This window comes from Curtobacterium sp. VKM Ac-1393 (assembly GCF_015350995.1).
In the GTDB taxonomy this organism is placed as follows: Bacteria; Actinomycetota; Actinomycetes; order Actinomycetales; family Microbacteriaceae; genus Curtobacterium.
The window spans coordinates 12,232-37,747 of record NZ_JADKRW010000004.1 but is presented as its reverse complement, the minus strand read 5'-3'; the positions used below and the strand labels follow the sequence as shown (position 1 = coordinate 37,747).

26 protein-coding genes and 1 tRNA gene are annotated in these 25,516 nt (G+C 69.9%); 16 read left to right on the top strand and 11 right to left on the bottom strand.

What is annotated here, in order from left to right:
* The first annotated feature begins 99 nt into the window (after nt 1-99).
* Entirely contained in the window at nt 100-594 is a 495-nt protein-coding gene (locus ITJ59_RS09680; protein WP_194650927.1) for an HNH endonuclease, read from the top strand.
* A 138-nt stretch (nt 595-732) separates the two neighbouring features.
* Here the strand turns inward: ITJ59_RS09680 and ITJ59_RS09675 are convergent, their stop codons facing one another.
* Nucleotides 733-1,539 carry a CPBP family intramembrane glutamic endopeptidase gene (locus ITJ59_RS09675; RefSeq protein ID WP_194650926.1) on the bottom strand — a complete coding sequence of 269 codons (807 nt, stop codon included), beginning with the start codon at nt 1,537-1,539 and terminating at the stop codon, nt 733-735.
* 251 nt (nt 1,540-1,790) lie between these two features.
* Here ITJ59_RS09675 and ITJ59_RS09670 point away from each other — a divergent pair, with 251 nt between their 5' ends.
* The 3 genes from ITJ59_RS09670 (at nt 1,791) to argG (ending at nt 4,557) form a co-directional block, all read left to right on the top strand.
* Complete coding sequence (locus tag ITJ59_RS09670; RefSeq protein WP_194650925.1) at nt 1,791-2,894, top strand: epoxide hydrolase family protein; 1,104 nt, start codon at nt 1,791-1,793, stop codon at nt 2,892-2,894.
* A gap of 13 nt (nt 2,895-2,907) precedes the next feature.
* Nucleotides 2,908-2,982 (top strand) — tRNA-Arg (locus ITJ59_RS09665).
* Between the two features lie 132 nt (nt 2,983-3,114).
* A complete protein-coding gene (argG, locus tag ITJ59_RS09660; RefSeq protein WP_194650924.1) occupies nt 3,115-4,557 on the top strand; it encodes an argininosuccinate synthase in 1,443 nt (480 codons plus the stop codon).
* A gap of 170 nt (nt 4,558-4,727) precedes the next feature.
* Here the strand turns inward: argG and ITJ59_RS09655 are convergent, their stop codons facing one another.
* Nucleotides 4,728-5,441: an alpha/beta hydrolase gene (locus ITJ59_RS09655; RefSeq protein ID WP_194650923.1), complete on the bottom strand. Its 714-nt coding sequence runs from the start codon at nt 5,439-5,441 to the stop codon at nt 4,728-4,730.
* Between the two features lie 213 nt (nt 5,442-5,654).
* On the opposite strand from ITJ59_RS09655, the gene ITJ59_RS09650 reads away from it, so the two are divergent.
* Both ITJ59_RS09650 and ITJ59_RS09645 read left to right on the top strand, forming a co-directional pair.
* Nucleotides 5,655-5,822: a hypothetical protein gene (locus ITJ59_RS09650; RefSeq protein WP_194650922.1), complete on the top strand. Its 168-nt coding sequence runs from the start codon at nt 5,655-5,657 to the stop codon at nt 5,820-5,822.
* A 41-nt stretch (nt 5,823-5,863) separates the two neighbouring features.
* Nucleotides 5,864-6,472: a copper resistance CopC family protein gene (locus tag ITJ59_RS09645; RefSeq protein ID WP_194650921.1), complete on the top strand. Its 609-nt coding sequence runs from the start codon at nt 5,864-5,866 to the stop codon at nt 6,470-6,472.
* Between the two features lie 229 nt (nt 6,473-6,701).
* Here the strand turns inward: ITJ59_RS09645 and ITJ59_RS09640 are convergent, their stop codons facing one another.
* From ITJ59_RS09640 to ITJ59_RS09630, 3 genes are all read right to left on the bottom strand, one after another.
* Complete coding sequence (locus ITJ59_RS09640; protein ID WP_194650920.1) at nt 6,702-8,141, bottom strand: MATE family efflux transporter; 1,440 nt, start codon at nt 8,139-8,141, stop codon at nt 6,702-6,704.
* A gap of 133 nt (nt 8,142-8,274) precedes the next feature.
* On the bottom strand, nt 8,275-8,712 hold the full coding sequence (locus ITJ59_RS09635; protein ID WP_194650919.1) for a MarR family winged helix-turn-helix transcriptional regulator: 438 nt from the start codon (nt 8,710-8,712) through the stop codon (nt 8,275-8,277).
* 159 nt (nt 8,713-8,871) lie between these two features.
* The gene (locus ITJ59_RS09630; protein ID WP_194650918.1) at nt 8,872-9,021 is read right to left on the bottom strand and encodes a hypothetical protein; all 150 of its coding nucleotides are present in this window, start codon (nt 9,019-9,021) and stop codon (nt 8,872-8,874) included.
* Between the two features lie 81 nt (nt 9,022-9,102).
* On the opposite strand from ITJ59_RS09630, the gene nadE reads away from it, so the two are divergent.
* A complete protein-coding gene (gene nadE, locus ITJ59_RS09625; protein ID WP_194650917.1) occupies nt 9,103-9,930 on the top strand; it encodes an ammonia-dependent NAD(+) synthetase in 828 nt (275 codons plus the stop codon).
* A 27-nt stretch (nt 9,931-9,957) separates the two neighbouring features.
* Here nadE and ITJ59_RS09620 read toward each other — a convergent pair whose 3' ends face one another.
* From ITJ59_RS09620 to ITJ59_RS09605, 4 genes are all read right to left on the bottom strand, one after another.
* Nucleotides 9,958-11,217, bottom strand: coding sequence for a type II toxin-antitoxin system HipA family toxin (locus tag ITJ59_RS09620; protein ID WP_194650916.1), 1,260 nt, complete (start codon nt 11,215-11,217; stop codon nt 9,958-9,960).
* Nucleotides 11,214-11,510, bottom strand: coding sequence for a helix-turn-helix domain-containing protein (locus ITJ59_RS09615; protein WP_228511359.1), 297 nt, complete (start codon nt 11,508-11,510; stop codon nt 11,214-11,216). The genes ITJ59_RS09620 and ITJ59_RS09615 overlap by 4 nt, the downstream gene beginning before the upstream one ends.
* 190 nt (nt 11,511-11,700) lie before the next feature.
* A complete protein-coding gene (locus ITJ59_RS09610; RefSeq protein WP_194650915.1) occupies nt 11,701-12,126 on the bottom strand; it encodes a hypothetical protein in 426 nt (141 codons plus the stop codon).
* A gap of 70 nt (nt 12,127-12,196) precedes the next feature.
* Complete coding sequence (locus tag ITJ59_RS09605; RefSeq protein ID WP_194650914.1) at nt 12,197-13,156, bottom strand: phosphotransferase; 960 nt, start codon at nt 13,154-13,156, stop codon at nt 12,197-12,199.
* Nucleotides 13,157-13,343: 187 nt separating this feature from the next.
* On the opposite strand from ITJ59_RS09605, the gene ITJ59_RS09600 reads away from it, so the two are divergent.
* From ITJ59_RS09600 to ITJ59_RS09560, 9 genes are all read left to right on the top strand, one after another.
* Complete coding sequence (locus tag ITJ59_RS09600; RefSeq protein WP_194650913.1) at nt 13,344-15,398, top strand: MDR family MFS transporter; 2,055 nt, start codon at nt 13,344-13,346, stop codon at nt 15,396-15,398.
* Nucleotides 15,399-15,459: 61 nt separating this feature from the next.
* The gene (locus ITJ59_RS09595; protein WP_194650912.1) at nt 15,460-16,044 is read left to right on the top strand and encodes a TetR/AcrR family transcriptional regulator; all 585 of its coding nucleotides are present in this window, start codon (nt 15,460-15,462) and stop codon (nt 16,042-16,044) included.
* Nucleotides 16,045-16,363: 319 nt separating this feature from the next.
* The gene (locus ITJ59_RS09590; protein WP_194650911.1) at nt 16,364-17,701 is read left to right on the top strand and encodes an enolase C-terminal domain-like protein; all 1,338 of its coding nucleotides are present in this window, start codon (nt 16,364-16,366) and stop codon (nt 17,699-17,701) included.
* Between the two features lie 59 nt (nt 17,702-17,760).
* The gene (locus tag ITJ59_RS09585) at nt 17,761-18,999 is read left to right on the top strand and encodes an ABC transporter substrate-binding protein (protein WP_228511358.1); all 1,239 of its coding nucleotides are present in this window, start codon (nt 17,761-17,763) and stop codon (nt 18,997-18,999) included.
* Nucleotides 19,000-19,106: 107 nt separating this feature from the next.
* The gene (locus tag ITJ59_RS09580; RefSeq protein ID WP_194650909.1) at nt 19,107-20,084 is read left to right on the top strand and encodes a carbohydrate ABC transporter permease; all 978 of its coding nucleotides are present in this window, start codon (nt 19,107-19,109) and stop codon (nt 20,082-20,084) included.
* Nucleotides 20,077-20,994: a carbohydrate ABC transporter permease gene (locus ITJ59_RS09575; RefSeq protein ID WP_194650908.1), complete on the top strand. Its 918-nt coding sequence runs from the start codon at nt 20,077-20,079 to the stop codon at nt 20,992-20,994. Before ITJ59_RS09580 ends, ITJ59_RS09575 begins: the two co-directional genes overlap by 8 nt.
* 34 nt (nt 20,995-21,028) lie before the next feature.
* Nucleotides 21,029-22,354: an alpha-L-fucosidase gene (locus ITJ59_RS09570; RefSeq protein WP_194650907.1), complete on the top strand. Its 1,326-nt coding sequence runs from the start codon at nt 21,029-21,031 to the stop codon at nt 22,352-22,354.
* Nucleotides 22,354-22,680, top strand: coding sequence for an L-rhamnose mutarotase (locus ITJ59_RS09565; protein ID WP_194650906.1), 327 nt, complete (start codon nt 22,354-22,356; stop codon nt 22,678-22,680). Before ITJ59_RS09570 ends, ITJ59_RS09565 begins: the two co-directional genes overlap by 1 nt.
* Entirely contained in the window at nt 22,677-23,633 is a 957-nt protein-coding gene (locus ITJ59_RS09560; RefSeq protein WP_194650905.1) for an aldo/keto reductase, read from the top strand. Before ITJ59_RS09565 ends, ITJ59_RS09560 begins: the two co-directional genes overlap by 4 nt.
* 91 nt (nt 23,634-23,724) lie before the next feature.
* Here the strand turns inward: ITJ59_RS09560 and ITJ59_RS09555 are convergent, their stop codons facing one another.
* Both ITJ59_RS09555 and ITJ59_RS09550 read right to left on the bottom strand, forming a co-directional pair.
* On the bottom strand, nt 23,725-24,003 hold the full coding sequence (locus ITJ59_RS09555; RefSeq protein WP_194650904.1) for a GlsB/YeaQ/YmgE family stress response membrane protein: 279 nt from the start codon (nt 24,001-24,003) through the stop codon (nt 23,725-23,727).
* Nucleotides 24,004-24,110: 107 nt separating this feature from the next.
* Nucleotides 24,111-25,484: a HEAT repeat domain-containing protein gene (locus ITJ59_RS09550; RefSeq protein ID WP_194650903.1), complete on the bottom strand. Its 1,374-nt coding sequence runs from the start codon at nt 25,482-25,484 to the stop codon at nt 24,111-24,113.
* Between the last annotated feature and the right edge of the window lie 32 nt (nt 25,485-25,516).

Here is a 25,516-nt window from a genome sequence, read left to right as displayed (position 1 = left end):
TTCAGGGGACGTGTGCGCGAGCGACGGTCACCTGCTCGGTCCCCGGTCCGACGCACCCGCAGCGCCTGGAAGCCGTCCAGGCACGTCGGAAGGGAACCAATGCGCACTCTCGTCCTCAACGCCGGTTACGAGCCCCTCGCGGTGATCTCGTTCCGACGCGCCCTCGTGCTGGTCATGAACCAGAAGGCCTCCGTCGTCGCCGCTGATCTCGAACACCCGGTCACCGGGTCGACGTCGAGCTACGACCGACCGTCCGTCATCATCTTGACTCGGTACGTGCGGATCCCGCACTCGAGACTCGTGCCGGTGTCACGCCGCGGAGTCCTGCGCCGTGACGTCAACCGGTGTGCCTACTGCGACCGGCACGCGACGACCATCGACCACGTGCAGCCGAAGTCGCGCGGTGGGCAGGACTCGTGGGAGAACCTCGTGGCCTGCTGTCTCGCCTGCAACAACGAGAAGGGTGACCGCACCCCGCAGGAGATGGGGTGGCGGCTGCGCTTCCGTCCCAAGATCCCGCACGGTTCGTCGTGGGTCGTGCGCGGCATCGAGCGTCCGCAGGCGGAGTGGGACGAGTACCTCGTGGCCGCGTAGCGGCATGCGCCGCAGGCACCCAGTGAGCAGAAGGCGACGGGTCGCGGGTGGCGACCCGTCGCCTTCTGCGCACTCGGTGACGGTCGGGAGGCCCGTGGGGACGCCGCCACGGGCCTCCCGTCCGTCAGGGGTGCGCGATCACGCGGCGGCCGCAGCTCCGGCCGTCAGGATGGCGACGGTGAACAGCACCCAGTCGTTCAGGATGTGTGCCCCGGTGGAGACCGCGATGTTCTTGGTGCGGATGTAGGCGAGGGTGAGGACCAGGCGCGCGACACCGATCACGAGGAACGCCTGGGCCACGTTCCACCCGTAAGTGGGAAGGTGCGCAGCGCCGAACCACACCGCGGTGACGAGCCAGGCGATCACGACGGCTCGGTTCCGGGTGGCCCCGCCTCGGATGCAGAAGGACATGACCGCGAGGAACGGCAAGATCGTGAACAGCTCCTCGCCCAGCAGCTGGATCGCGGTACCGAGGTAGAACGACAGGATCTCTCCTGCGCCCTCGACGTTGTCGGTCGCCGCGTTCGCGTTGGCACCGAAGACGACGCTGACGATGAGCCCCATGACCGAGGAGACGATGAGGTTCGCGACGCCGAAGAGCACGATGTCGCGGACGTCACGGCCGGTGACGCGGCGGAAGATGCGGCTCCAGTGACGACGGGTGAAGACGATGAAGACGGCGAGGGGGATCGCGGTGAACAGGAACCGGGGAACGAGCGACTGCACGTTGTTCGCCGCCGGGAAGAAGCTCAGGGTGACGAACCCCGCGGCGCACGCGACGATGACCAGGACCCACTGCCACACGGGCAACGGGATCGGATCGCCGTCGTAGTAGGGGAAGTCCTGGCCGTCCTGGCCGTCCTGGCCGTCCTGGCGTTCGACCGTCCGACCGAACCGTTGTCCGCCGGCCCCGGACAGCGCGGTGGTGGTGCTCGACTCCGACATCCTGTGGCCCCTGACTCGATCAGCGCCGGACCCTGTTCCCGCGCTGCACCAGAAACTACTGGGACGCCCCACCGGTGCGCTAGTCGCTGTGTGGGGTTGGCGAGGGGCTCGAGGCCTGGCGCGGCGACGCCTCCGGGCGCCGCAGGCGTCGAGTGTGCACAAGACGACGGGTCGCGGGTGGCGACCCGTCGTCTTGTGCGCACTCGGTGACTGCGGTCCAGGTGTCGGAGGCGCTGAGTAGCGTCGCGGGCATGGGCGACGCACCGCAGATCGACGACGCGACCATCGAGGACCTCCGCGCCCGGCTGCGGGCGACGCGCTGGCCGGACGTGCCCGCCGGTGCCGGGTGGTCGCTCGGGGCGGACGTCGACGAACTCCGGTCGCTCATCGAGTACTGGGCCGACGGGTTCGACTTCGACGCGCACCGGGCACAGCTCGCCGCACTGCCCAGCCGGCGGGTGACGATCGACGGCGTCGGGATCCACGTGCTGCACGCCCGGGCCGACACCGAGGACGCACTGCCGCTCCTGCTCGCCCACGGCTGGCCGGACTCCGGGTGGCGGTACCGCAAGGTCCTGCCGATGCTCGTCGAGGCCGGGTTCGACGTGGTCGTGCCGGACATGCCCCGGTACGGCTTCTCCGAGGCCCCGCCGCAACCGATCGACGCCCGAGCGGTCGCCGGCATGTGGGCGGAGCTGATGACCGAGCTGGGGTACGAGCGGTTCGCGGTCGCCGGCGGGGACATCGGCACGCACGTCGCTCGGTACCTCGCGCTCGACCACGCCGACCGGGTGGTCGCCGTGCACCGCATCGACGGCGGCCTGGCCTGGCCGGGCATCGACCTCGACACGTTGTCGCCGGAGGAGCGAGAGTTCGTCGCCGCGACCGCCCGCTGGCGGGACGCCGAGGGTGCCTACGCGATGATGCACCGCACCAAGCCGCAGACCGCCGCGGTCGGCCTGAACGACTCACCCGCCGGGCTCGCGGCGTGGATCGTCGAGAAGCTCCGGTCGTGGAGCGACTGCGGCGGTGACCTGTGGTCCGTGTACACGCGCGACGAGGTGCTCGCGCTGCTGACCGAGTACTGGGCGACCGCGACGATCGGCTCGGCGATGCGGATGTACCACGCGAACTCCGTGATCCCGGCGGACCAGCTCGCCCGACGGGTCGAGGTGCCGTCCGGGTTCTCGCTGTTCCCCGGCGACCTGGTGGAGCCGCCGCGGGCGTGGCTGGAGCGGACGACGAACCTGGTGTCGTACCGGATGATGCCGCGCGGCGGGCACTTCGCGCCGTTCGAGCAGCCGGCCCTGTACGCCGACGAGCTCACGACCTTCCTGGAGCCGTTCCGCCGCTAGAGTGGACGGGCCAGCCTCTGTAGCTCAATGGAAGAGCAGTTCCGTCCTAAGGAAACGGTTGGGGGTTCGAGTCCCTCCAGGGGCACCAGCAGGTCGAAGGGGTTCGAGTCCCTGCAGCGCCTTCCAGGGGCACCAGCAGGTCGAAGGGGTTCGAGTCCCTGCAGCGCCTTCCAGCGGCACCAGTCGTTGTACCGCTTGGACTCCCCGTACGATTGATCCCGTGTCCAAGGTCCTGAGCAGTCTCCCCGTCGGCGAACGAGTCGGCATCGCGTTCTCAGGGGGTCTCGACACCTCCTGCGCCGTTGCCTGGATGCGCGAGAAGGGGGCGATCCCCTGCACGTACACGGCCGACATCGGTCAGTACGACGAACCGGACATCGACGCCGTCCCGAGCCGCGCCCACGAGTACGGCGCGGAGATCGCCCGCCTGGTCGACGCGAAGAGTGCCCTGGTGGAAGAGGGCATCGTCGCCCTGCAGACCGGCGCGTTCCACATCCGCTCCGGCGGCAAGACGTACTTCAACACGACGCCCCTCGGTCGCGCGGTGACGGGCACGATGCTCGTCCGCGCTATGAAGGAGGACGGCGTCGACATCTGGGGCGACGGCTCCACCTACAAGGGCAACGACATCGAGCGGTTCTACCGCTACGGCCTGATGGCCAACCCGCGGCTGCGCGTCTACAAGCCGTGGCTGGACTCCGAGTTCGTCGAGGAGCTCGGCGGCCGCAAGGAGATGAGCGAGTGGCTCGTCGCCCGTGGGTTCCCGTACCGCGACTCCACCGAGAAGGCGTACTCGACCGACGCCAACATCTGGGGTGCCACGCACGAGGCGAAGAGCCTCGAAGAGCTCTCGAGCGGCCTGGACATCGTCGAGCCGATCATGGGCGTCGCCGCCTGGCGTGACGACGTCGACGTCGCCACCGAGATCGTGAGCGTCCGGTTCGAGGCTGGTCGTCCCGTCGCGATCAACGGCCAGGAGTTCACCGACGCCGTCGCCCTGGTCTACGAGGCGAACGCGATCGGTGGCCGGCACGGTCTCGGTGCGTCCGACCAGATCGAGAACCGCATCATCGAGGCGAAGAGCCGCGGCATCTACGAGGCACCGGGCATGGCCCTGCTGCACATCGCCTACGAGCGTCTGCTCAACGCGATCCACAACGAGGACACCGTGGCGTCGTACCACAACGAGGGCCGCCGCCTCGGGCGTCTGATGTACGAGGGCCGTTGGCTCGACCCGCAGTCGCTCATGCTCCGCGAGTCCCTGCAGCGTTGGGTCGCCTCGGCCGTCACCGGCGAGGTCACGTTGCGCCTGCGTCGCGGCGACGACTACACGATCCTCGACACCACGGGCCCCGCGCTGTCGTACCACCCGGACAAGCTCTCGATGGAGCGCGTCGGCGATGCCGCATTCGGCCCGGACGACCGCATCGGTCAGCTCACGATGCGCAACCTCGACATCGCGGACTCCCGTGCGCGGCTCGAGCAGTACGCCGCAGCCGGTCTCATCGGCGGGGCGACGGCCGAGCTCGTCGGTGAGCTCGAGGCGGGCGAGTCCGAGGAGATCCTCGGCGGTGCCGTCATCGCCACTGATGCCGAGGACGCACGCGGCCGCCGGACGGACCTCGCCTCCGAAGGCGCGGCCTTCGACTCCGGCACCGACTGACCAGAGCGAGACCACGCGACCGGTCACGTGCCGTGAACGCGCGAACATCCTGACGGGAGGCTCCCCACCGGGCACGGCCGGTCCGCCGCTGGCGCGTCGGCCCGGGACCGGCCGGCGTGGGCCCAGGTGCCAGCTGGCACCGCGCCTCCCGTCCGTCGTCCTGCCCCGACTCAGGCCGTGGCACTTCCGAGCAGCAGTTCCAGCTGCTCGACGACCAGGTCGGGCCGCGTGATGAACGGGTGGTGCCCGGTCGGCACGTCGACGCTCCGCGTCGCACGCGCCGCGTGCCGGCGCTGCAGCCCCACGGTGGTGCTGCGGTCCTCGGTGCAGACGAGGGAGGTCGAGTCGACGCCCTGCCACGCGGCCGCCGTCGTCGGCGTCACGAACGCCCCCGCAGACTGCTCAGTCACCCGCTCCCAGGCAGCCCGCTGTGTGTCCCGGTCAGCATCCTGCAGGAACCGTGCACCGAAGGACTCGGCGTCGTACCCGGCGACGGCGAGGACACCGTCCCCGGCTGGACCGATCGACACGGGGTCGGGCTCGTCGCTCATGATCGCGGCCTGCGCGGAACCGATGTCGGGCAGGTACGAAGACACGAACAGCAGATGTGCGACCGCGTCGTGCTGCCCGGCCTCGGCGATCACGGTGCCACCGTACGAGTGCCCGACGACGACCGCTCCGTCGCTGTCGTCGAGGGCGCTGCGCAGGGCGGCGGCGTCCTCGACGAGTCCGCCGTCGGGGCGACCCGACGGGCACTCACCGCAGGACGGCAGCGCGACCGCTCGACTGCGGATGCCGGTGCGCTCGGACAGCAGGTCGGCGGTGGGCTGCCACCACCAGGCGCCGTCGCGGACGAGGGCGCCGTGGACGAAGAGGATCTCCATGCCTCGACGCTACGGCGGGCCGGCCGACAGCGCGCGGTCGGCCGAGAAGCGCACTGCGCTCGACCGCGGACAGCCGAAGCAATAGCGTGGGCGTACCGGATCGGTCATCAGGGACCCGTCGTCACGATGCACCTCACAGATGTGGGGTCTGGCACAGCGGGTCGATCCGGACGAATCCGAGATGCGCATCATCTCGACGAAGGGCTGGTCGTCATGACCGCCAGAATGCAGCACGACTGGCACCGCCACGGTCTCCGGTCGCCCGAGGACCTCGAAGCCCTCGTGGCCGAGCGTCTCGAAGGAACCGGCCACGCCTCCACCAGCACGGGCGACGTTCGGCGCGAGCCGTCCTACGCCGACTTCCTCGGCGAACAGATCTGACGCTGCTCCGTCCGCTGCTCTACGGCTTGTAGAGTCTGTGCATGCGGACAGGACGAACGACGGCAGCTTCCCTCGCGATCGTCCTCGGCGGGTTGTTCGCGATCCTCGGGGTCCAGCCCGCGATGGCGCACTCGGCGCTCACCGGTAGCACGCCCGCAGACGGCGCGGTCGTCACCGAACCGCTCGACCGGGTCGACCTGACGTTCAGCGAGGCGCCGCTCACCGGCCTCGACGCCGGGCTGCGGATCCAGGTCACCGACGCCGACGGCACCGATGTGTCGACGGGCGAAGTGACGGTGTCCGGCATGACGATGGGCAAGGCCGTCGACCTCGAGAACGGCGCCTACACGGTGCTCTGGCGGTACGTCTCGCCGGACGGGCACCCGATCGACGGCTCGTTCGGGTTCGAGTACCGGGCCGCGGTCGCAACGGCTCCGGCGACGACCCCGTCGACCACTCCGTCGAGCTCGCCACCCGTCACCCCCACCCCGACGTCGTCCGCGACGGCAACCGGGGCCTCCGACGGCGCTCCCGATTCGCCACCCGGCATCGCCCCGGGCGTCTGGGTCGCGCTCGCAGCCGGCACGGTCCTCGCCGCTGCTGCCGTCGTCGTGCTCCTCCTCCGACGCGGCGGACGCGGCCGGCCGTAGCGCGCGTCCCGCCCCCCCCCACTTCATGAGCAGAATGTGTCGGGTCGCCTTCCGCGACCCGACCGTTCCTGCCTGCGACCCGGACACGCGCCGGACGGGAGGCCCGGTGCCAGGCCGCCACGGGCCTCCCGTCCGACGCTGGCCGCGTTCACCCCCGCATCGTGCGCAGGAGAGGTCAGGTCCTGGAACGGGACCCGACCTCTTCTGCTCGCCATGCGAGCGCGCCGCGCTACGCGGCGGCCGGCGTCTCCTCGAGCGCGGCGTCCGCCCGCTCCTCACTGCCCTCGGCCAGGCCGCGCGCGATCTTCCCGCGCGACGCCAGCCACAGCGCCACCGCGGCGACGAACACGATCACCTCGGTGACGGTGAGTGCCCAGATGATGCCGGCGAGGCCGAACCACAGGTTGCCGAGGATCACGATGGGGATGAACAGCACGCCCTGCGCCAGCGACAGCACCATCGCGGGCAGCACCATGCCGGTCGCCTGGAACAGCGAGGTGAGCAACCCCGTGAACCCGTTCACGATCGCGGCGACGAGCTGCGCCGTCAGGATCGTCAGACCGATCGCGAGCACCGAGTGGTCACCGGAGAAGATCGTGAAGACCTGCTCGCGGAACGTGAAGACCGCGCCGGAGAACACGAGCACGATCGCGCCGACGGTGAACGCGGCGCCCCGCAGGGCGGCCCGGAGCCGTGCGGCGTCGCCCTTGCCGTAGGCGTAGGCCAGCAGCGGCAGCACGCCGATCGTGACGCCCATCACCAGGAACTCGGGCACCTGGGCGATGCGGACCGCGACGCCCATCGCGGCGAGTGGGTCGTCGCCGTAGGCCGCGGCGAGGTTGTTGAGCACGAGCGTGGTGACGATCAAGAAGGCCGACTGCAGCAGCTCGCCGACGCCGATGCCGAACACGGGCTTCAGGATGTCGGCGCGGAGCGTGAACCACTTCGGGGCGAAGCTGACGTTCTCGCTGTTCCGCTGCAGCCAGGTCACCCAGTATGCGATGGACACGACGTTCGCGAGACCGACTGCGAGGGCGGCACCGCCGACACCCCAGTGCAGCACGAGGATGAAGAGGACGTCGAACACCAGGTTCCCGATGGTCGACAGGAGCAGGCCGATCATCGCCTGGCGCGCCGCCCCCTCGGAGCGGACGATCTGCTCGAGCGCGAACGACGAGGCGAGGACCGGCACGAACGCTAGCATCACGGCGACGTACTCGCTCGTGGCGGGCACGGCCGCGGCGTCGGCGCCGAGCACGGCGACGAGGGGGCGCAGGAACACGAGCCCGACGACGGCCAGGACCGCGCCGGTGACGACGGCTCCCCACAGCGCGAACGAGGCGACGTGCTTGATGTCCTGCGCCTTGGCGGGGTCGTGTTCCGAGGCACCGAGCAGGCGGGACATCAGGGCGCTGCCGCCGACGCCGAACACGCCGCCGACGGCCATCACGATGCCGAGCAGCGGGGTACCGAAGGTGATCGCGGCGAGCAGCGACGTGTCGTGCTGGGATCCGATGAAGCCCGCGTTGATGACGTTGTACAGGGCGCTGACGACCATCGCAGCGGCCATCGGCACACACAGGTGCACGAGGGCCCGGGCGATCGGGGCGGCGGAGAGGTACCAGCGGTTGGTGGCCGCGGCGGTGTTCTCGGGGGTGGTGGTGGTCATGACTGCCTCCTCGTGGGCAGGGCTGAGGGCGCGACGAGGTGTCGTCGCGTGCGGGGGTGGGGCCGGGAGGCCCGTGGCGCGTCGAGCGCGCTGGTGACGTCGGTGCCGGGGCGGCGCTACCGCGTCGGCGGCGCTACCGTGTCGGCGGTGCGAGCTCGGCGGTCACCTTCTGCAGCAGGCGCTGCAGGGTGGCCCGTTCGTCGGTGTCGAGCGGTGCGAGCAGGGTGTCGTCGAGGGCGACCATCGCGTCGGTGAAGCCCGCGATGAGCTCGATGCCCGCCGGGGTGGCGTGCACCGTCTTGGTCCGACCGTTCGTGGCGTCGGGTCGTCGTTCGACGAGGCCGCGCCGCTCGAGGCCCTGCAGGAGACTCGAGACGCTGGCCGCGCTGGTCCGGGTGATCTCGGCGATGTCGCGCTGGATCGCACCGGGGTTCTGCTGCAGGTACCCGAGCACGAAGCTCTGCTCGCGGGTGAGGTCCCGATCACGGACCCACTCGTCGGCTGCCTTGCGCTGTGCCCATCCGATCCACCGCATGAGTTCGAGCGGGGTGGTGAGATCCGGTACCTGCATGATCAGAACTCTAACTGTTCGAGTTCTAACTGTCAACGCGGTCGAGCCGGGTTCGCGAATGCCCCCCGGACGGGTGTGCTGGTGCGGCCGTTCGGGCGAGTAGATTGCACCTGAGCGGACTCACCACCCGCCTGTCGGACCCGGTGCCCGTGCCGGGAGTCACTCGAGGATCAGGACACCACCGTGCACGATCACGACACCCACCCGCTCGACCGGCACGTCGGACCCCCGCACGTCGAGCGCTTCCGCCTGACCCAGAGCGACGAGACCCTCGGGGTCGTCTGCACGTGCGCGATCGGCGCCGACCATGACAACACCATCAGACCCGTGCCGGCAGAACCCGTCCGCTGAACCCTGTGCACGGGGCCGGTGCAGCGGGATACTGGAGTGGTGCGTGAACTCCAAGCCGCCATCGCAGCGGACCTCAACGTCCAGCCGACCATCGAGCCGGAGCACGAGGTCGCGCGTCGCGTCGACTTCCTCCGCGACTACCTGCTCACGACCGGCGCGAAGGGGTTCCTGCTCGCGATCAGCGGCGGTCAGGACTCCACGCTCGCCGGGCGTCTGACCCAGCTCGCGGTCGAGTCGCTCCGCGCCGACGGGCACCCTGCCGAGTTCACCACCGTCCGCATGCCCTACCGCGTGCAGGCCGACGAGGACGACGCCCAGCTCGCCCTGCAGTTCATCGCGGCCGACCCGGGCATCACCGTCAACATCGAGCACGGTGTCGACGGGGTCATGCAGGACACCGCTGCCTCGGGCGTCGAGCTGAGCGACTTCGTCAAGGGGAACGTCAAGGCCCGGATGCGGATGGTCGCCCAGTACGCCGTCGCCGGCCAGCGCGGGCTCCTCGTCGTCGGCACGGACCACGCGGCCGAGGCCGTGACCGGCTTCTTCACGAAGTACGGCGACGGCGGCGTCGACCTCACGCCACTCACCGGCCTGTCGAAGAGCCAGGGCCGCCAGCTCCTCGAGTACCTCGGCGCCCCGGCCCGCCTGTACGAGAAGGCTCCGACCGCGGACCTGCTCGACGAGACGCCCGGTCAGACCGACGAGGCGAACCTCGGCCTGTCCTACGCCGAGATCGACGCCTACCTGCAGGGGCACGACGTGCCGCTCGAGGTCGCCGAGGCGATCGAGTCGCGGTACCGCGCGACCGAGCACAAGCGCCAGGTGCCGGCGACGCCGTTCGACGACTGGTGGCGTGCGGGCGCGTAGGCGCTGACGCGACCTGTCCGTTCCGGTCTAGAGCCCCAGCGCCCAGTCGAGCTGGGGGGTGTCGAAGGCCACGCGCATCGCGTCGCGCTCGTCCGCTGCGATCCCGACGCCCGCCGCGACCCGGTCCCATCCCGCGACGGCGCCCGCCACACGCTGGAGCACCTGCTCCGCGTCCGGGCGCCGGAGCCGGAACGCGCCGGCGATGTCGAGCAGGTTCCGCAGGTCGCGGGACCTCGGGTCGTCGCTCGGCGAGATCGCCCGTGAGTCGATCACTCCGCGCTGCCGACTCGGGTTGACGTCGAAGACCGGCGAGAGCCGCCAGCCCGCAGGTGTGTGGAGGAACGCGTGGTTCCGCCAGTGGTCGTCGACGTTGTTGACGAGGACCGAGAGCGCGATCCGGCCGAACATCTCCCGCAGGTCGTCCGCGGGCGCCGTGCTCTGATGGTCGATGACGTCACTGAGGTCCTCGTAGGTCAGGTGTGACCCGTCGTCGTGCGCTCCGAGCTCGAGGGCGGTCCGTGCCGACATGTACCCGAGCCGGTCGCCAGCGGCGTCTCGATCGAAGCGTTCGGAGAGCAGGACGGCGCGCCCGGACCTCGGCGGTACGAGTGACCACGCCGGTGTCCTGAGTCCGGCATCCGATGCGAGTGTCAGTGCAACGGCTTCCCAGCGCTCGACGTCGAAGCGGCCGTCCTTCGAGTGCGGCAGCTTCGCGATCGCCAGTGTTCCTCGCGTGGTGCGGACGTTCGCCTTCGGCCGAGCACCCCCGGGAGAGGTCGCGACGTCACCGAGGTAGGCGATGTCCTCGTCGGTTGCCTCGTCGTCCTCGTACCGCGCGGCTGCAGCGAGGATCCGATCGAGTTCGTGCAGGTTCGCGACTCCCGTCTCGGAGGGCGACCACGAACCGCCCACACGGAAACGCAGCGCTCCGATCCTGGTGTGGTCCGCGACGCCGAGCAGGTAGTCGAACTCGCCGAGCCGAGCGGGGAGCGACGTATCGTGCTGTCGCCGGAGGGCGTGGTCCGCCCGGATCAGCTTCTGCCCCCAGTCGTCCGGTGCGGCGTCGCTGAAGGCGCCGGGGAGGGTCTGGTTGTCGGCCGTGTACGTCCGGCCGGGCCGGAGCGGGAGATCGGGCGAGACCTGCCAACCGTCGCGGAGGAACTCCGGGTCGTACTCGAACGACGACGAGGCGAGGGTCCGGAGTCCCTGGAACGACGGGCGCAGCGTCCCGACGCGGCGGGGTCCGGACGCCTCACCGCTCCAGACCTCGACCGTCTCGTCGTTCACAGTGACCCGCCGCCGCGCAGGATGTCATCGATCCGGGCGCGCGCGGTCTCGCTGCGGAACGGGTCGATCGCCTCGATCGCGGTGTCCGCGATCCCGAGTGCTCCGAGGACGGCGAAGAGGGAGTCGATGCGCCCGCCGGTGCCGCTCTCGATCGCCCGCAGCGTCTCCCGCGTCACGGCAGCGCGGTCTGCCAGCTCCGCGGCGGACATGGCGTTGACGGACCGCCATCGCCGGATGTTCTCGCCGAACGCGGCAAGCTGCTGCCTGCGGCGTGGTGACGATCGCTGGACCATGTGACCTCCTGGCAGGAAATTCTGCCACAAACCGCGACAATAGGCAGGAATCACGTCAGTTCGGCCGTGGCATCTGTTGTCAAGGTCGTGTACCGGAACGCCGGCCCGGACGAGGCACTCGTCATCACCGGCAAGCGCTCGCGCAAGGTCAAGAACGACGGCGCCGGACGCGCAGCGGGCGTGGCGAGGATCAGTCCTCGTCGCGCCCGTTCTCGTCCCGCTGATCGCGCTGCTGGCCGCCGGCGTCCTCGCGCTGACCGCCGCCGCCCTGGTTCCCGGCGTCGTCACGCTCGTCCGCAAGTCGCTGCTGCCAGACGACGCTGCGCGCTGCGCCCTCGAGCACCTCGTCGACGCTCCGACCTGCCTGTGCGGCGAGCGCACCGCTGAGTCCCGCGGTCAGCGTCCCGCCGGCCGAGACCAGCCGTTCGACCACCTGTTCCTGGCGGGCGGTCAGCGGTTCGTCGATCATCTCGTCGATGGTGTCGCGGATGTTCTGCTCGCTCGCGTCCAGTGCCGCCTCGTCACCGGAGTGCAGCGCGGCTGCCTCTCCGACGACGACGAGACCGAGGCGCGCGGCGTCGTCTTCGGGACGCGGGGTGCGGTGCTCATCAGTCATGCGGGGGACCGTACGCTCCGCGGTCCCGCGCTTGCTGGACAGACGGGGTACCCGACACCCGTCGTCCGCGTCAGTGCGTCGCCCTGTCCCACCGTCGGAGGAGCCACTCCGCCGCAGCCAGTCCCTCGCGTCGCTGGAAGTCGCGGATGGTCGGCATGTTCGGCGGCGCTGGCGGCAGCGCGTGCTCGAAGAACAGCCCGGCGAGTCCGGCGAGCACGGCGTCGACCGTGGTGGCGGGCAACCCGGCGAACACCGCGTGGGTGGCGAGGTGGTGCTCCACGTCGACGTCCTCACCGCGGACGAGCGTGTCGAGCAGGTAGGTCAGCGGGTCGAGCCAGTGCGCACCGATGCTCGCCCACGGCCAGTCCACGATCCAGACGACGCCGGAGCCGTCGACGAGCAGGTTGTCGGCGCGGCAGTCGGCGTGCACGAGGTGCTCGCCGTCGACGAGGGTCGCTGCCCGGGCGGCCGCGCGGGCGAACGCGGGTCCGGCGGCGAGCACGTGCGCCGGTACGACGTCGGCCACCCGGTCGGCCAGGGACGCGTCGCCGAGCATCCGGTCCCAGGCGCCGAACTCGTGGCGCAGGTCGTCGGCGATCCGTGGGAGGGCACCGAGATCCCCGGTCGCCGCCGGCAGTGTGTCGAGGGCATCGAGCACCGCCGCGGTGTCGGAGCCGTCGAGCGATGCCCCGGGGGGCCTGCCGGCGACGTCGTCGAGCACGAGCACGACCCACTCGTCACCGTCGACGGTGGTGTCGAACGCGTCCAGCAGGCGCGGCGCCTGGACGATCGACGGCAGGTGCGCCATGACGTCGGCTTCTCGCCGGTGCAGGTCGAGGGCGTCGACGTTCCGTGACCGCGAGACCGTCTTGACGAACGCCCTCCGTCCGGACGCGGTACCCACCCGGTCGGCGCTGCCCGGTGACCAACCGGCCGCCTGGGACTCGGTGGTGGACACCGGTCCGCCGAGGGTCTGCTCCACCCGTCGGCGCAGGATCGCCGGCACGTCCGTCCACGCTGTTCGCCCCATGCACGACGACGGTACCTGAGAAGCCGTTCACGGACGTGCACAGACGGCAAATTTGCGTTGGCAGCAAACGTGCCCGTGGTGTAAAGTTGCAGAGTCTGCAAGGTTGACCCGCCGTCCGACGGCCCGCCGCCACGCTCCGGCGTCCCTTGCCCGCACGACGTCCACCACGCACCCCTGAAGGACCCCCATGTCTACTGCCACCGCACCCGTCGAGGTGTCGCGCGGACGACAGGCGTCCCCGGCGAACACGCCGGGCAAGCCGATCATGTCGCACCGCCAGATCCTGCTCGTCATCTACGGCCTGATGGCCGGCATGTTCCTGTCGTCCCTCGACCAGACCATCGTCGGTACCGCGATCCGCACCATCGGCGACGACCTGCACGGTCTCGACCAGCAGGCGTGGGTCACGACCGCGTACCTCATCGCGAGCACCATCACGACGCCGATCTACGGCAAGCTCTCCGACGTCTTCGGTCGCCGCCCGCTCTACATCTTCGGCATCGCGGTCTTCATCCTCGGCTCGCTGCTCTCGACGATGTCGACCTCGATGATCATGCTCGCCGCGTTCCGTGCCTTCCAGGGCATCGGTGCCGGTGCGCTCATGTCGCTGCCGCTGGCGATCATGGGTGACATCCTCGCCCCGCGCGAACGGGCCAAGTACCAGGGCTACTTCCTCGCCGTCTTCGGCATCTCGTCCGTCATCGGCCCGCTCATCGGTGGCCTGTTCGCCGGAGCGAGCACGATCCTCGGTGTCACCGGCTGGCGCTGGGTCTTCCTGATCAACGTGCCGATCGGCGTCGCCGCGCTCCTGATGGTCATCGCCTTCCTGCACCTGCCGAAGTTCGGCGACGCCAAGACGAAGCCGCGCATCGACTGGTGGGGTGCCACCTCGGTCATCGCGACCCTCGTGCCGCTCCTGCTCGTGGCCGAACAGGGCCGCACCTGGGGTTGGGGCTCGGCCGGTGCGATCGCCTGCTACGTGATCGGCGCACTCGGGCTCGTCGCCTTCCTGGTGATCGAGACCCTCATGAAGGACGATGCGATCATCCCGCTCAAGCTCTTCCGCTCGGGCACGTTCTCGATGGCCACGATCCTCGGGTTCCTGGTCGGCTTCGCGATGTTCGGCGCCATGCTGACCATCCCGCTCTACCTGCAGATCGTGACCGGGTTGACCCCGACCGAATCCGGCTTCGCGACCCTGCCGATGATCGGTGGTCTGATGATCGCCTCGATCGCCTCCGGTCAGATCGTCGCGCGCACCGGCCGCTACCGGATCTTCCCGGTGATCGGCACGGCCCTGGTCTCGTGCGGCTACGTCGTCCTGACGTTCATGTCGATCGACAAGCCGCTCTGGTTCCTGATGATCGGCATGTTCCTGATCGGCCTCGGCCTCGGCCAGCTCATGCAGAGCATCACCCTCGCCTCGCAGAACTCCGTGCAGCCGCGCGACATGGGTGTGGCGACGTCGTCCGCCACGTTCTTCCGCCAGATCGGTGGCACGCTCGGCACCGCGGTGCTGCTCTCCATCCTGTTCTCGATCATGCCGGCGAACATCCTGCACGCCACCGCTGACCAGAAGAACCTGTCCGGCGCGCTCGACGCTGCCCTGAACCCGACCGTCGCCACGGCGAAGGCGAACGCCGGCGTCATGGAGCAGATCTGGAACCCGATCGTCACCCCGGTCAAGTCGCAGGTGCAGTCCGGTCTCGACCAGGCCACGGCGCAGGTCACCACGGCCACGGCCGGTGCGCCGGAGGCCGTGCAGCAGCAGGCCCTCACCGCCGCAGCCGACAAGGCGCACGCCAGCGTGCAGGACGGCAAGCTCGTGGTCGACTGGTCGGATGCTGCGCAGCGTTCGTACTGGGTCGACGAGCTCACCCCGGCGCTGTCGAAGCAGATCGACAAGACCGCTGGCGACAGCAGCGGCGCGAGCAGCGAGACGAGCGACACGTCCTACCTCAACGGTGCGGACTCGGCGCTGACCAAGCCGTTCATGACCGGCTTCAACGCGTCGGCCGTGACCGTCTACTGGGTCGGCTTCGCCGTGATCCTGCTGGCGTTCATCCTCAGCTGGTTCTTCAAGGCGCCGCCGCTCCGCAAGAGCTCGGCCCTGCAGGAGCAGGCCGACCAGGCCGGCACCGCCGACGACCTCGAGGTGCAGGCCGTCAAGGCGGCCGACACGATGGGGTCGCCCACGGCGCCCGTCACCGGATCGATCCCCGTGCAGCGGGACCGCGCGTAGGACCGGCCACCGGGGCCTCTCGTCACCAGACGGGAGGCCCCGACCCGCACCAGGAGCAGCAGTGACCACGATCGAATCGCACCCGCCAGGCGAGAGTGGCCTGCGGGAACGCAAGAAGCAGCAGACCCGGCACGCGATCCACCAGGCCGCGCTGGCCCTGGTCTCCGACCGGGGCCTGGCCGGCGTCACGGTCGAGGAGATCTGCGCCGACGCCGGCGTCTCGCCCCGCACCTTCTTCAACTACTTCCCGTCGAAGGGCGACGCGGCACTCGGGCTCCCCGAGAGCTCGGTGCCCGAGGCGGCACGACAGGCGTTCCTGACCGCGGAGGGCCCGCTCGTGTCGGATCTCTGCGACCTCGTCGCCCGCACGGTGACACTGCCAGCGGACCGCCGTCGGATGAAGGAACTCGTGCAGGCGCGACCGGAGATGGTGCCCGCGATGCTGCAGTGGATGGCGCGTGCCCGGCTCGCCGTGTTCACGGTCGCCGCCGAGCGCACCGACGTCGACTCCGCACGGACCGCGGTGACGCTCGTCATGGCGGCGCTCATCGAGTCGGCACACCGCTTCGCCGACGGCTCGCGCGACGAGCTGGCGGACCGCCTCCGCGGCGTGGTGGCCGAGATGGGCCGACTCGCCTCCGCCTGAGACGCGACCACGGACGGGAGGCGCGGTGCGGGTCCGACCCGCACCGTGCCTCCCGTCCATGGTCCGGTCGCCCCCGCCGAAGCGACAGATGCGCGTGCTCCGCTGTCGACGGTGCCGCGAGCGCGACAGATCCCCGCGAACAGTTGGCGGGGATCTGTCGCTTTCGCGGATCGGCCACGCAAGCGCAAGCCGCGCAGCCATCCGACGACTCGGCCCCGTTCGAGATCAAAAACAGACGAAGCGTTCTCTTGACGCGCGAGACATCCGATGTTTTGATTGCCTCGTTCGGTCGACGGAGACCGGACGGCAGGAGACACGAATGAGCCGCATCACCGGTCTGCACGTGCGCGACATCCGGTTCCCGACCTCTCGGGAGCACGACGGATCCGACGCCATGAACCCCGCGCCCGACTACTCCGCCGCGTACGTCGAGATCACGACCGACGCCCTGGACGGGCACGTCGGCACCGGCTTCGTGTTCACGATCGGCCGCGGCAACGAGGTGCAGGAAGCCGCGATCGCCGCCCTGCGCGGGCACGTGGTCGGCGCCGACGCCGAAGCGGTCCTCGCCGACATGGGCGGCACCTGGCGCGCGATGGTCCACGACTCGCAGCTGCGCTGGCTCGGCCCGGAGAAGGGCGTCATGCACATGGCGATCGGCGCCGTGGTGAACGCGCTCTGGGACCTCCGGGCGAAGCGCGCGGGACAGCCGCTGTGGGCGCTGCTGGCGGACCTGAGTCCCGAGGAGCTCGTCGACCTGGTGGACTTCCGGTACCTCACCGACGCGATCACCCCGGACGAGGCGCTCGAGCTGTTCCGGGCCGCCGAACCGCACCGTGCGACCCGTCGGGCCCGGCTCGAAGCGCAGGGCTACCAGGCGTACACGACGACCCCGGGCTGGCTCGGCTACGACGACGAGAAGCTCGCCCGGCTCTGCCGCGAGGCCGTCGACGAGGGCTTCGAGCAGATCAAGCTCAAGGTCGGCGGCGACATCGACGAGGACGTCCGCCGGATGGGCATCGCCCGCGCCACCGTCGGCCCCGACATCCGCATCGCGGTCGACGCGAACCAGCGGTGGGACGTCGACGAGGCCGTCACGTGGATCGAGCGGCTGAGCCCGTTCGACCTCGCCTGGGTCGAGGAACCCACGAGCCCCGACGACGTCCTCGGGCACGCCGAGATCGCCAGACGCATCGCGCCGATCCCGGTCGCGACCGGCGAGCACATGGCGAACCGGGTGATCGCGAAGCAGCTCATCCAGGCGGGTGCGATGAGCGTCCTGCAGATCGACGCGACCCGGGTCGCGGGCGTGAACGAGAACCTGGCGATCCTGCTCCTCGCCGCGAAGTACGGCATCCGAGTGTGCCCGCACGCCGGCGGGGTCGGCCTGTGCGAGGCGGTGCAGCACCTGTCGATGTTCGACGCCGTCGCGCTGACCGGCGACCTCGACACCCGCTGCATCGAGTTCGTCGACCACCTGCACGAGCACTTCGTGACCCCGGTGGACGTCCACGACGGCCGCTACTGGCCGCCGACCGCCCCCGGAGCCGGCACCGAGATGCTCGCCGGCTCCCTCGACGCCTACGCGTTCCCGGACGGACCCGCCTGGGCCGCCGGGGACACCGAGGCGGTCCCCGACGCGGTCCGCGTCGCCTGACACAGCACGCCAGCAACCCATCCCACACACCCCATCACCACGACGAAGTGGAGACACCGATGCAACGACGACGAATCACCGCCGGGCTCGCGGCAGCAGCTGCCGTGGCCCTCGTGCTGACCGGCTGTTCCTCCGGCAGCAGCGCCGGGGGCAACCAGTCGAAGGACGCCCTCACCTGGTCCATGTGGATCGCCGGGAAAGAGGACAAGGCCGCCTGGCAGAAGGTCGCCGACACCGTGAAGAGCGAGGACGGCATCACCCTGTCGATCCAGGGTGCGCCGTTCGAGAACTACTTCACGAAGCTCAGCACGCAGTTGAGTGCCGGAGGCGCCCAGTGCGTCGTGAGCATGCAGTCGCTCCGCACCGCGAACTACACGTCGTCGCTGCTGCCGCTCGACGACCTCGCGAAGAAGGACGGCACCGACCTGTCGGCGTTCGACAGCACCGCGCTCGACGGCATGAAGGTCGACGGCAAGCTCTACGGGCTGCCGTACGACACCGGGCCCATCATGATGTTCTACAACAAGGACGTCTTCACGAAGGCCGGCGTGGCCGAGCCGAAGCCCGGCTGGACGGTCGACGACTTCGAAGCCGCGGGTGCCGCGCTCAAGGCGAAGGGCATCACGATGTTCGGTTCGACGGTGGGCGACCTGAACCTCGAGTCGATGATCTACGGCTACAACGGCGGCCGCGTGATCACGGAGTCCGGCGGGGTCGACGCCACGGACACGAAGTTCGCGGACGGCCTCGACTGGATGGCGAGCCTGGTGAAGAAGGGCTACGCCACGCAGGCGTCGTCCGACGCCTCGACACCCGGCAACGACTTCGCCGCCGGCAAGGTCGCGATGTACACCGACGGTCCGTGGTCGCTCATCAGCCAGAAGGCCAAGGTGAAGTTCGACCTCGGCGTCACGACGCTCCCCGCGGGCACCTCCGGCCCGTCGACCTTCGCCGCCGGGTCCGGCTTCGGGGTGTCGAAGCAGTGCAAGTACCCGGAGCAAGCGTTCAAGGCCGTCCAGACGATGACCAGCGAGAAGGTCCTGACCTCACTCGCCGAAGCGGGACGCGCCTTCCCCGGTCGCACCGCCGCCCAGGCCGCGTGGTACTCGAGTGCGGACATCGACGGGGCCGAGGCTGCGCTCAAGGCAGGGCTCGCGAAGTCGTCACCGCTCCTCGGGAACAAGCAGAGCGACCAGCTCTCGCAGCTGTTCACGCAGTACGCGCTGCAGGCCGTCAACGGGCAGACCTCGGGCAAGGACACCATGTCCTCCATCGCCGGACAGCTCGGTACGCAGTGACGGACGCGACCGTCTGACGGACTGGAGGCGCGGGTCGACCCCGCCCCGCGCCTCCCGTCCGATCCATCCCCTGTTCAGGACCGCGCGAACGACGAGGAGGTCGTCGCATGACCACCATCCAGGACCCACCGGCCGAAGCGGCCGTCCCCGCGGTCGCGACCGCGGTCGCGGTCGGAGCCGCCACCCCGCGGCGGAAGGGGAGCGAGGACACGAGTGCGCTCGGGCGCCGCTCCTGGTGGGGCGCTGCGTTCGCGGCACCGCACTCGATCGGGCTCGTCGTCTTCACGGCGTTCCCGATCATCGCCTCACTCGTCGTCAGCTTCATGAACTGGCCCATGCTCGGCGAGCGCAGTTGGGCCGGCATCGAGAACTACGCCCGGCTCGTCGCCGACCCGGTCTTCCGCACCGTCGCCCTCAACACGGCGCTGTTCGTGGTGCTCTACGTGCCGCTCAACCTCGTCGTGTCGCTCGGGCTCGCAGCCTGGCTGACGCCACGGATCGCCGGACGGCACGTCTTCCGTGTCCTGTTCTTCATCCCGACCATCACGCCGATCGTCGCGAACGTCGTGGTGTGGCGGATGCTGTACCAGCCCGGTGGGGCGATCGACGCGTCGCTGCAGTCGACCGTCGGGGTGCACGCGCCGAACTTCCTCGCCGACCAGCACTGGGCGATGCTCGCCATCGTCGCGATGAGCGTCTGGCAGGGGTTCGGCTACAACATGCTGATCTTCTCGGCGGCGCTCGACGCCGTGCCGGAGAACCAGATCGAGGCCTCGCAGCTCGACGGCGCGAACGCCTGGCAGACCTTCTGGGCCATCAAGTTCCCGCTCATCTCGCCGTCGGTGTTCTTCGCGACGATGATGACGCTGATCACCTCGTTCCAGGTGTTCGTGCAGCCGTTCGTCCTCACCAAGGGCGGACCGGGCACCGCGACCGAGACCCTCGTGCAGTACATCTACAACACCGGGTTCCAGAACCAGCAGCTCGGTCTGGCATCCGCTGGCGCCTGGGTGCTGTTCGTCATCATCCTCGGGATCACGGCCGTCCAGTTCCTCGGGCAGAAGCGGTGGGTGCACTATGAGTGAAGCGGTCCGCGGGCACGTCGGCGCCACCACGTCGAACCGGACGGTCAACCCCCGCGCCGTCGCCAGGACCCGGTCGGCGCCGCGACCCGGACGAGTGCGACACGCGATCGGGTACGCCCTGCTCTGCCTCGTCACACTGCTGTTCGTCTCACCGCTCATCTACATGGTCGCGACGAGCCTCAAGCCCGCCGACCAGGTGTTCACCACCCCGCCGACGCTCTGGGGCCGCTCACTCGAGTGGGACAACTACGTGCAGGCGTTCACCTACCTGCCGTTCGCGCGGTTCATCCTCAACGGGGTGTTCGTCGCCGCGGCCGGCACCGTGATCAACGTCGCCGTCGCGGTGCTGTCCGGGTACGCGTTCTCGCGACTGCGCTGGCGCGGACGGAACACGGTGTTCCTGCTGTTCCTCGTCACGCTGATGATCCCGCAGGACGTCCTCGTCATCCCGATGTACGTGATGATGCAGGGCTTCGGCTGGGTCGACACGTTCCAAGCGCTCATCGTCCCGTGGGCGTTCACAGCCCTCGGTGCGTTCCTGGTGCGGCAGTTCTTCCTCACCGTGCCGCAGGAGCTCGACGACGCCGCCCGGGTCGACGGAGCCGGTGCCATCCGGACGTTCTTCTCCGTGATGCTGCCGCTCGCCCGACCGACCATGGCCGTCCTGGCCGTGTTCTCGTTCATCTCGTACTGGAACTCGTTCCTCTGGCCGCTCGTCGTCGTGAACGACGTCGAGGCCCACGGCACGATCCCGCTCGGCCTGCAGCAGTTCTTCGGCCAGCAGGGCTCCGAGTGGAACCTCGTGATGGCGGCGTCCGTGATCTCGATGCTGCCCACCGTGATCCTGCTCGTCCTGCTGCAGAAGCACCTCATCAAGGGCATCGTCACCAGCGGCCTCGGCGGCCGGTGACACCCCTTCCCCCTCTGAAAGGAACACTGGCCTCATGACCATCACCGCACCTGCAGCGCCGCAGACCGCGACCGACGCGAGCGGCCTGCCCGCGTGGTTCACCCACGACCGGTTCGGCATGTTCATCCACTGGGGGCTCTACGCCCTGCCGGCACGGCACGAGTGGGTGAAGAACCGCGAGCGGATCACCGACGCCGACTACCAGAAGTACTTCGACCACTTCGACCCCGACCTGTTCGACGCCGCCGACTGGGCCCGCCGTGCTCGCGAAGCCGGCATGAAGTACGTCGTGCTCACCACGAAGCACCACGAGGGCTTCTGCCTCTGGGACAGCAAGCTCACCGACTACAAGTCAACGAACACCCCGTTCGGCCGCGACATCGTGCGCGAGTTCGTCGACGCCGTCCGGGCCGAGGGGCTGCGGGTCGGCTTCTACCACTCGCTCATCGACTGGCACCACCCGGACTTCACCGTCGACGGCGTGCACCCGAGGCGCGATGACTCGCCCGAGGAGATCGAGGCGTTCAACGAAGGCCGTGACATGTCGCGCTACCGCGACTACCTGCACGGGCAGATCGAGGAGCTGCTCACCGACTACGGGCAGGTCGACTACCTGTTCTACGACTTCTCGTACCGGGACAACGACCACGAGGACATCTGGGGCGGCAAGGGTCGCGACGACTGGGGATCCTCGGAGCTGCTCGAACTGACCAGGCGGCTCCAGCCAGGCATCATCGTCAACGACCGGCTCGACCTGCCGGGCGACATCGTCACCCCCGAGCAGTACCAGCCGGACAAGCCGATGGAGGTCGACGGCGCCCAGGTGCCGTGGGAGGCCTGCCAGACGCTCAACGGGTCGTGGGGCTACGACCGCGACAACGTGAACCTCAAGCCCGTCGACCTGCTCGTCCGCATGCTCGTCGACGGCGTCTCGAACAACGGGAACATGCTGCTCAACATCGGCCCCACCGGCCGTGGCGAGTTCGACGGGGTCTCACGCCAGACCCTCGACGGCATCGGCACGTGGATGCACCAGCACGCCCGCTCCGTCTACGGCGCCGGACCGTCGTCGTTCGTCGCGCCGCGCAACACCGTGTACACGCAGAACGGCAACCGCCTGTACCTGCACCTGTTCGCGTGGCCGTTCGAGCACGTGCACCTGCCCGACCTCGCCGGCCGGGTCGCCTACGCCCAGCTGCTCAACGACGCGTCGGAGCTGCACTTCCGCGAGATCCCGCCCGGGACCCGTGCGCAGAACACCGGGCTCGGCGGGCAGCCGGCGGGGACGCTGACGCTCACGCTGCCGATCGTGCGACCCGACGTCGCCGTGCCGGTGGTCGAACTGTTCCTGCGCGACTGATGCAGCGCATCCTGTCGAGGACCCGACTGCGGGCGGGGAACGAGGCCGCGTACGACTCCGTGCACGCTTCGATCCCGCCCGCGCTCGCGGCCCGACTGCGTGACGCCGGCGTGCACGACTGGACGGTGTGGCGGGACGGGCAGGACCTGGTCCACCTGATCGAGGTCGAGGACTACCGCGCGATGCGCCGGGCGCTCGCCGACGACCCGGTCAACGCGGAGTGGCAGGAGACGATCAACCCCCTGCTCGAGGCCGACGACGACTACTCGGGGAACGACGACGGCGTGCCGCGGGTCTGGTCGCTCGCGGACCAGGTGGACGCATGACGGCCCCCGACCTCGACCGCGGCCCGTTCTGGTTCGGCGGCGCCGGCATCGGCAACCTGCTGCGCACCGTGTCCGACGACGACGCCCGTGCCACCGTCGATGCCGCGTGGGACGCCGGCGTGCGCGGCTTCGACACCGCGCCGCACTACGGCCTCGGGTTGTCCGAACGACGGCTCGGGGCGGCGCTCGCCGACCGCCAGCGTGACTCATTCCTGGTGTCGACGAAGGTCGGACGGCTGCTCGTCCCCGGCCGTGGCGGCGGCGACGACCTGGCCTCCGGCGGGTTCGCGGTGCCGAACGACACCGTGCGGCAGTGGGACCCGTCGCCGTCGGGCGTCCGGCGGTCCCTCGACGCGTCGCTCGGACGGCTCGGCCTCGACCACGTCGACATCGCCTACCTGCACGACCCCGACGTGTACTCGCTCGAGGACGGCCTGACGCAGGCGCTGCCGACGCTCGCCGAGCTGCGGGACGAAGGCGTGGTCTGTGCGGTCGGCGTCGGATCGAACTCGGTCGAGGCCCTCGACGCCGCAGTGTCGACCGGGCTCTGCGACGTGGTCATGCTCGCGGGGCGGTACACGCTCCTGGAGCAGCCGGCGGCGGACCTCGTCGCCCGGTGCGCCGCGCTCGGGGTCGCGGTCGTCGCGGTCGGCGTCTACAACTCGGGGCTGCTCGGGCAGGAGCGGCCGAACGCCACGGCGACCTACGACTACGCGGCGGCTCCGGCGGCGCTCGTGGCGCGGGCGAACGCGATCGCCGACGTCTGCGAGCGGCACGGTGTCACGCTGCCCGAGGCCGCGCTGGCGTTCCCGCGCCGTGCTGCTGCCGTCCGCGCGATCGCCCTCGGAGCGCAGTCCGCCGAGCAGGTGCGCTCCAACGTGGCTCGGGCCGCGGCCGTCGTGCCCGAGTCCCTGTGGGAGGACCTGCGCGCAGGGGGCCTGCTCACCGCCTGAGCCCCGCACAACCAAAATCACCCCGAACCGCACGGATGCGTGGTTCGGGGTGACTTTGGTTGTGCGCCGGGTCGTGCCCGGCGAGACCTGCCTAGCGGGTCTTGGCGCTGCGACCCGAGAAGCGGATGTAGATGAGCAGCACGATGATGGCGCCGATGATCGAGCCGATGATGCCGGCCGGCTGGAAGAAGCCGTCCATCGGGTCGTGCTGGAAGATCAGGAACCCGAGGAACCCGCCCACGAACGAGCCGATGATGCCCAGCAGGATGGTCATGGGGATCGAGATGTTCTGCTTGCCGGGGACGACGAGCCGGGCGATGGCGCCGGCGATGAGTCCGACGATGATCAAGCTGATGATGAGACCGAGCACGGTTTCCTCCTCGTGGGTGCGGTTGCCGCGGCATGGGTTGCCGGAGTCAGGGCCGACGTCAGACTCTGGACCCAACCGCCTGCACGCGTTCTCGGTTTCAGTCGATGTCAGGGCCGCATCCGTCGGAACGGCGACCGGACGCGACGGCGGGCCTTCGCCGTGGATGGTCGGGGTTCAGCGAGCGCGTGCAGTTCAGTATCACGTTCGGGATCGTCGGCCGGGACGCCGACACCCGGGTGCCGAGGCAGCGGCGCCTCCTCGACGGCGAGGACCGCCAGGGCCCGCCGAGCATGGTCAGCAGCGTCCTCGGCCCGCCCCTGACGGCTCGCCACGCGGGCACGAGCCGTCAGGTAACGGACAACACGATCACGGAAGAACGCGGTGCGTCGCATCTCGGGCTCGAACCCGGTCAGGAGTACGTCGGCCTCCGCGAGGGACGCGTCGTCGCCGAGGCGGATGAGCACCTCGGCGAGCAGCACCTCGGCCATGCCGGTGGTGAACGAGTCGCTTCCATCCTCATCGACACGGCGGAGCACGTGTCGGTACTCGTCGACGGCCTCGTGCAGACGGCCAGACAGAGCGAGCGACGTGGCGAGCGCTTCGCCGCCGCCGTTCACGAGCGCCGGGGACTGGCCGACCTCGGCGCACTCCGCCATGTACCGACGGAGCAGCGTCCGTCCGGCCTCCCGTATCGCTTCGTCCGCATCAGCACGGAGCGCGAGGGTCCCACCCTGGATGCGCAGGTACTCCCGGCGCGACGATCGTGACCGCGCGAGTTCGGCCTCGAACGCCGCTGCGATCGTGTCGTTCCACTCTGCCGATCGGTACCAGTCGTCACCACGCCTCGGCCGGAGCCGTTTCGTGGGCTTCGATGCTGTCGGTTCCTCGGGCGGCAGCGCATCGAGCCGCCCCAGCGCTCGCCGCGACGCGGTCCGCACCCACGGCGGCCCGTTCTCGGCGGCGTCGAGGAACACCGAGATCGCGGCGGGTGCGCGGAGCCGTGCCAGCGCGGTGATCGCGTGGTTCCGGACGTCATCGTCGTCAGTGAGCCCAAGCAGGACCTGGACGGCGTCGGGGCGTTTCGACTTGCCGAGTCCCGACACGGCCATCCGGCGTCCGGACCCGTTCCCCGCATCCTGCACCAGCGCGACCACGTCGTCGAACCACCGATCGTGCCACGTCGCTTCGATGGCGAGCCCGATGACCCAGCGCAGGCCGTCGTCCGAGGTGGTGCGGAAGGCGTCGACGAGTGCCTGGTTGACCGTCGGGCGTGCCCAGGCCTTCCCGAGCGCGCGGACGATGCTCTCGCGGTTGCGATCGGACTCCACCCGCGGCAACCAGTCCAGGAGCACCGGGAGTGCAGGACGGTACCGGTCTTGGCGGTCCGCGACGTCGTGGAGCCGCCGGACGTCGACGCCGACGGCGTGGAGCTCAGCGACGATGCTCGCGGCCTCGCGCTCCTCGTTCGGGGTCAACGGCACGTCGAGCAGTATCGCGGATTCGTGGCGGTTCG